The sequence below is a fragment of the Helicobacter magdeburgensis genome, assembly GCF_000765825.2.
Lineage (GTDB): Bacteria > Campylobacterota > Campylobacteria > Campylobacterales > Helicobacteraceae > Helicobacter_C > Helicobacter_C magdeburgensis.
In genome coordinates, this window is sequence record NZ_JRPE02000029.1 from 1 (window position 1) to 7,372 (window position 7,372).

A 7,372-nucleotide genomic window follows, 5' to 3' on the forward strand; every position below is an offset into this window, starting at 1 on the left:
TTAAGCCCCCCTTAAGCTTTAAATCTGTATTATTTCACTCCCATTTGATTGAGCTTCTAGTCTCTTCTCTTAGGTTTTTATTTCTATATGATGTTTTTAGCTTTTCTTTCTAGTGAATCTAAAAACCATAAAGTAATGTCTAAAGCTTCAAAGTGAAGTGTGGGAGTATTGAGATTACTTTATAAAGTGATTTAAAGTAGTAAGATACTTTCTAGTTTGCTTTTTCTGTGGTTGTTCTTTATCAATATAATCATTGTTCATAGCTTTTAAGATATAAGCTTAAAGTTATTATAGTGGATTATATTTGGTATGATCTTTGACATCTAAGCAAGAAAGTTAAGTTACTTATTACTTATTTATAAGCAATAAAATAGACTTAAGTTTCTTAGTTCATTATACATAACTCATTTATGACTTTGAGAAAGATTCTATCATAGTCTAAAGGCTTTTTAGAATCTACACTCTAGTCTTTGTGATTTTTAAACTAAGAGACAAGGACAAACTTTAATTTCAAGTAGTTTATTTGCTAAATTACTTGTTCTATGGAATGACACTATTGTTTTACTTTAGATTCATTACCATAGATTGTATGGAGAGTTTGCTACTATTAATTAATTTTGATAGATACAAACTCCCATAATTTTATGGAGAGTTTGCAATCATTATTTATTTTTGATTCAAACTTCCATATTTAATATTTATGGAGAGTTTGATCCTGGCTCAGAGTGAACGCTGGCGGCGTGCCTAATACATGCAAGTCGAACGATGAAGCTTCTAGCTTGCTAGAAGTGGATTAGTGGCGCACGGGTGAGTAATGCATAGGTTATGTGCCCTTTAGTCTGGGATAGCCACTGGAAACGGTGATTAATACTGGATACTCCCTACGGGGGAAAGGGGCTTTCAATAAAGAATTTCTCTTTTTAGTGTTTTGTGTTGTTGGCACAAAATTCTAGTATTTGGAATGAGAAATTGATGTTGTGAAGCAATTTGTGCGGAGACTAGACTTAGTGTCTGTCGCACAAGCAAATTGCGAACTCATCGATTTATCGTCCAAAGACGAATTTTTTATTGAAAGCCTTCGCTAAAGGATCAGCCTATGTCCTATCAGCTTGTTGGTGAGGTAATGGCTCACCAAGGCTATGACGGGTATCCGGCCTGAGAGGGTGATCGGACACACTGGAACTGAGACACGGTCCAGACTCCTACGGGAGGCAGCAGTAGGGAATATTGCTCAATGGGGGAAACCCTGAAGCAGCAACGCCGCGTGGAGGATGAAGGTTTTAGGATTGTAAACTCCTTTTGTGAGAGAAGATTATGACGGTATCTCACGAATAAGCACCGGCTAACTCCGTGCCAGCAGCCGCGGTAATACGGAGGGTGCAAGCGTTACTCGGAATCACTGGGCGTAAAGAGCGCGTAGGCGGGTGGTCAAGTCAGATGTGAAATCCTGTAGCTTAACTACAGAACTGCATTTGAAACTGATCATCTAGAGTATGGGAGAGGTAGGTGGAATTCTTGGTGTAGGGGTAAAATCCGTAGAGATCAAGAGGAATACTCATTGCGAAGGCGACCTGCTGGAACATTACTGACGCTGATGCGCGAAAGCGTGGGGAGCAAACAGGATTAGATACCCTGGTAGTCCACGCCCTAAACGATGAATGCTAGTTGTTGCCCTGCTTGTCAGGGCAGTAATGCAGCTAACGCATTAAGCATTCCGCCTGGGGAGTACGGTCGCAAGATTAAAACTCAAAGGAATAGACGGGGACCCGCACAAGCGGTGGAGCATGTGGTTTAATTCGAAGATACGCGAAGAACCTTACCTAGGCTTGACATTGATAGAATCCGCTAGAGATAGTGGAGTGCTGGCTTGCCAGAGCTTGAAAACAGGTGCTGCACGGCTGTCGTCAGCTCGTGTCGTGAGATGTTGGGTTAAGTCCCGCAACGAGCGCAACCCTCGTCCTTAGTTGCTAGCAGTTCGGCTGAGCACTCTAAGGAGACTGCCTTCGTAAGGAGGAGGAAGGTGAGGACGACGTCAAGTCATCATGGCCCTTACGCCTAGGGCTACACACGTGCTACAATGGGACATACAAAAAGATGCAATACCGCGAGGTGGAGCAAATCTCTAAAATGTCTCTCAGTTCGGATTGTAGTCTGCAACTCGACTACATGAAGCTGGAATCGCTAGTAATCGCAAATCAGCAATGTTGCGGTGAATACGTTCCCGGGTCTTGTACTCACCGCCCGTCACACCATGGGAGTTGTATTCGCCTTAAGTCGGGATACTAAATTGGTTACCGCCCACGGCGGATGCAGCGACTGGGGTGAAGTCGTAACAAGGTAACCGTAGGTGAACCTGCGGTTGGATCACCTCCTTTCTAGAGATATGTTAAGATATTTGTTTATCTTAACTAAAGCTATAAAGAGTATAAAGAACTTAACAGACTTGCTTAGTTTTCAGAGATCTCCAAATACGAGACATTATATGTAGCAAGCTTAGTGGGCTTATAGCTCAGGTGGTTAGAGCGCACCCCTGATAAGGGTGAGGTCAGAGGTTCAAGTCCTCTTAAGCCCACCATAAATTGTTCTTTTTGCGATAAAGCACTGATTGCTCATTGTTTTTTCAGTCATTACCTATTTGGTAACTCCTTTTAAAAACAATTCACAATCAGCACTTTCTCATCAAAAATAACTAATTTATTATATTATCAAAGCTAAAGGTAGAAGTTAGGCTTTATTGCATTATTGAAACATTAAGTAATGTATTTTAGATTCTATATTTAGTGATGATTACAAGGGGAATTAGCTCAGCTGGGAGAGCGCCTGCTTTGCACGCAGGAGGTCAGCGGTTCGATCCCGCTATTCTCCACCATTTTGAGAATGGTCTCTAAGCAATGCCATATCAATAAACGATGTGAATAAACAATGAGATGTGTTAAAGGTATAGAAGTCTAATGCAAGGTTTTACTTATTTTATCTGAGGAAAACTTTGCATTAGACTTTAGTCTAAATGTTATTTGAAATTTTATTGTTAATAGCCTAAATAGTAATTAACTACAATTACGCGACATACTTGTCTTATTGGGGCAGAGTTTTAAATCTATGCGATGTGATATGTTAGAATTTGTGAGAGTAGATTCTATGAAAAGTGGAATCTAGGCTGAAGTTGCTTCTAATACAGAGCAAAGTGTAGATTGTGGAATTATCTTTAGGCAGTTTTGCGGGTTGTGCAGCTAGATGCGCGGAGACTAGACTTAGTGTCTGTCGCACAAGCATCTAGCAAACTCCCGCGAAACTGACAAAGAGAAACCACAAGAATCTTGCATTCAATAAGGCAGTATCCTTGGAAGTAAAAAGCTTTTAAGGGCAGATGGTGGATGCCTTGGGTGATAGAGGCGATGAAGGACGTACTAAGCTGCGATAAGCTATGGGGAGCTGCTAAGAAGCTTTGATCCATAGATTTCCGAATGGGGCAACCCAATACATAGAGATATGTATTACCTTTAATGGAGCGAACCTAGCGAAGTGAAACATCTCAGTAGCTAGAGGAAAAGAAATCAAACGAGATTCTCCTAGTAGCGGCGAGCGAACGGGGAAGAGGGCAAACCAGTAGCTTGCTACTGGGGTTGAGGACTGCAATATCCACTTGAATAATGTAGCAGAAGTGTTTGGAAAAACACATCATAGAGGGTGATAGTCCCGTATGCGAAATATTATTCATAGGTAGCAGGATCCAGAGTAGGCCAGGACACGTGAAATCCGGGCTGAAGCCGGGGAGACCACTCTCCAACCCTAAATACTACTATCACACCGATAGCGAACAAGTACCGTGAGGGAAAGGTGAAAAGAACCGCAGTGAGCGGAGTGAAATAGAACCTGAAACCATCTGCCTACAATCATTCGGAGCCCTATTGTGGGTCTCATTAAGGAATTAAAGGAATATATAAGAAATTCTAGCATTGTGAGCAAGATTTGTGGGTTGTGCAGAAAAAATCGCGGAGACTAGACTTAGAGTCTGTCGCACAAGATTTTTTCAAACTCCCGCAAAGATTTCCACAAGGCGAATTTAGCTTGATTTCTTAGTGAGGCTCACAAGGGTGACGGACTGCCTTTTGCATAATGATCCTGCGAGTTGTGGTATCTGGCAAGGTTAAGCACACGCGAAGCCGTAGCGAAAGCGAGTCTGAAAGGGCGTTTAGTCAGATGCTGCAGACCCGAAGCCAAGTGATCTATCCATGGCCAAGTTGAAGCGAGTGTAATAGCTCGTGGAGGACTGAACTCGTACCCATTGAAACGGGTTGGGATGAGCTGTGGATAGGGGTGAAAGGCCAAACAAACTTGGTGATAGCTGGTTCTCTTCGAAATATATTTAGGTATAGCCTCAAGTGATAGTAATAGGGGGTAGAGCTCTGATTGGGCTAGGGCTGCTCACCGCGGTACCAACCCCTGTCAAACTGCAAATACCTATTACCGTATCTTGGGAGTCAGGCGGTGGGTGATAAAATCAATCGTCAAAAGGGGAACAACCCAGACTACCAACTAAGGTCCCAAAGTTCTATTCTAAGTGGAAAATGATGTGAAGTTACTTAGACAACCAGGAGGTTGGCTTAGAAGCAGCCATCCTTTAAAGAAAGCGTAACAGCTCACTGGTCTAGTGATTTTGCGCAGAAAATATAACGGGGCTAAGATAGACACCGAAGTTGTAGATTGTGCTGATGCACAGTGGTAGAAGAGCGTTCGTATCAGCGTTGAAGGCATACCGGTAAGGAGTGCTGGAGCGATGCGAAGTGAGCATGCAGGAATGAGTAGCGATAAAAGTGGTGAGAATCCACTTCGCCGAAAATCTAAGGTTTCCTACGCGATGCTCGTCATCGTAGGGTTAGTCGGGTCCTAAGACAAGTCCGAAAGGGGTAGTCGATGGAAAATGGGTTAATATTCCCATACCAACATTAGTGTGCGATGGGGGGACGCATAGGGCTAAGTAGCGTTAGCTGATGGAAGTGCTAATTTAAAAGCGTAGATTGAGAGATAGGTAAATCCGCTCTTGTATTCGAAACTTGAATAGCTTGTTGCGATCTTCGGATCAAGATGAGTGCTACTGACGCCGTCGTGCCAAGAAAAGCCTCTAAGTTTAGCTAATGTTGCCCGTACCGCAAACCGACACAGGTAGATGAGATGAGTATTCTAAGGCGCGTGAAAGAACTCTGGTTAAGGAACTCTGCAAACTAGCACCGTAAGTTCGCAATAAGGTGTGCCTACGCAAGTAGGTCTCAGCAAAGAGTCCCTCCCGACTGTTTACCAAAAACACAGCACTTTGCAAACTCGTAAGAGGAAGTATAAGGTGTGACGCCTGCCCGGTGCTCGAAGGTTAAGAGGATCCGTTAGCAGCAATGCAAAGCGTTGAATTGAAGCCCGAGTAAACGGCGGCCGTAACTATAACGGTCCTAAGGTAGCGAAATTCCTTGTCGGTTAAATACCGACCTGCATGAATGGCGTAACGAGATGGGAGCTGTCTCAACCAGGGATTCAGTGAAATTGTAGTGGAGGTGAAAATTCCTCCTACCCGCGGCAAGACGGAGAGACCCCGTGGACCTTTACTACAGCTTGGCACTGCCGATGGGAGCATTATGCGCAGGATAGGTGGGAGGCTTTGAAATCTTCACTCTGGTGGAGATGGAGCCATCGTTGAGATACCACCCTTAATGTTTCTGTCTGCTAACTAGCTTGAGTTATCCTCAAGTAGGACAATGCCTGGTGGGTAGTTTGACTGGGGCGGTCGCCTCCTAAAAAGTAACGGAGGCTTGCAAAGGTTGGCTCATTGCGGTTGGAAATCGCAAGAAGAGTGTAATGGCATAAGCCAGCCTGACTGTAAGACAAACAAGTCGAGCAGAGACGAAAGTCGGTCATAGTGATCCGGTGATTCTGTGTGGAAGGGTCATCGCTCAAAGGATAAAAGGTACCCCGGGGATAACAGGCTGATCTCCCCCAAGAGCTCACATCGACGGGGAGGTTTGGCACCTCGATGTCGGCTCATCGCATCCTGGGGCTGGAGCAGGTCCCAAGGGTATGGCTGTTCGCCATTTAAAGCGGTACGCGAGCTGGGTTCAGAACGTCGTGAGACAGTTCGGTCCCTATCTGCCGTGGGCGTAGGAAAGTTGAGGAGAGCTGTCCCTAGTACGAGAGGACCGGGATGGACACGCCACTGGTGTACCAGTTGTTCTGCCAAGAGCATCGCTGGGTAGCTACGCGTGGATGTGATAACCGCTGAAAGCATCTAAGCGGGAAGCCAACTCCAAGATAAACTTTCCCTGAAGGTCGCAGCAAGACTAGCTGCTTGATAGGGTAGATGTGTAAGCATAGTAATGTGTTTAGCTGACTACTACTAATAGACCGTTTGGCTTTTTATATAAGGATTACTGCCTTATTGAGTGCAAGATTCTAAAGGTTTGTTGTTTAAGTTTAATTATTCAAATTTATATGCGAGTTTATATAAGTTTATATAATATATAGGTATAGATTTAGAATGAGAAGCTTAGATGCAGAATCTGCTTTAATAAGAGAGAAGTGTAGTTGAGAAGTGTGTAATTGAATGGTTAGTTACTAAATACGAAAGAATAACATTGAGACTTTATGTATTATATAGATTTTTAGTCGTTGTGATAGCATATGTTTTTATGCTAATGTAATGATATTAGAAAATGCAGTAGTGTAAGCAGTGTAAAATCACTTGTATGGCTATTAACACTACCCTATAAGGAAAATGGAAATAAGGACAAAAGAAAAGTTTCTTTAAGAGTTTTAAGCTATGTAGAAAATGCTTTTAAATGCTTGGTTGTAGAATCTTAGTCGGTGTGGGTTGAGATTCTAGTTTGAGCGTTTAGTTGAGTATTCATCTCTTTTTTGTTTGTTTCTATGAAGTTTGACTTTGATTGAGCTTAATTTAAAGATAGGTTTAAGGCAGATTCAAATATAAGAACAAACATAGCATAAGAGCTTGGAGCTTGTGTAAGTTTTTAGGGCTATCAAGCTTTACTTTTTTAAATTGTAGAGCTTTAGCTTATTGGTTGATTTGTCTTTATTTCCCTTTTCCTTGTGTCTATAGAGAGAAGGCAACACCCAGCTCCATTCCGAACCTGGCAGTTAAGCTTCTCTTCGCCGATGATACTGCACCTTTCAGGTGTGGGAATGTAGGTCGATGCAGGGATAGGGAGAAATACTTCTTTTTACTTATTTTTTACTTCGTTATATAGAATCTTGCTGTTTGCTTTTATTTGTTTGATTGAATTTGTTTGGTTTTATGGATTTAAGATAGTGTTACTTGATGGTGTTGTGTTGGAGTCAATTGATTTGCTACAAAGATTTGGATTTTTTGAGA

General features: G+C 42.7%; 2 tRNA genes and 3 rRNA genes. All 5 read left to right on the forward strand.

From position 1 onward, the window contains the following. Positions 1–697: 697 nt before the first annotated feature. A 16S ribosomal RNA gene (locus LS74_RS10505) occupies positions 698–2,375 on the forward strand. Between the two features lie 123 nt (positions 2,376–2,498). After that, positions 2,499–2,575, forward strand: a tRNA-Ile gene (locus LS74_RS10510). A gap of 218 nt (positions 2,576–2,793) precedes the next feature. Then, positions 2,794–2,869 (forward strand) — tRNA-Ala (locus LS74_RS10515). A 478-nt stretch (positions 2,870–3,347) separates the two neighbouring features. Then, positions 3,348–6,404: ribosomal RNA gene (locus LS74_RS10520) — 23S ribosomal RNA — on the forward strand. A 681-nt stretch (positions 6,405–7,085) separates the two neighbouring features. Then, a 5S ribosomal RNA gene (gene rrf / locus LS74_RS10525) occupies positions 7,086–7,201 on the forward strand. The 16S, 23S and 5S rRNA genes sit together here with 2 tRNA genes alongside, the layout of an rRNA operon. Positions 7,202–7,372: the final 171 nt, after the last annotated feature.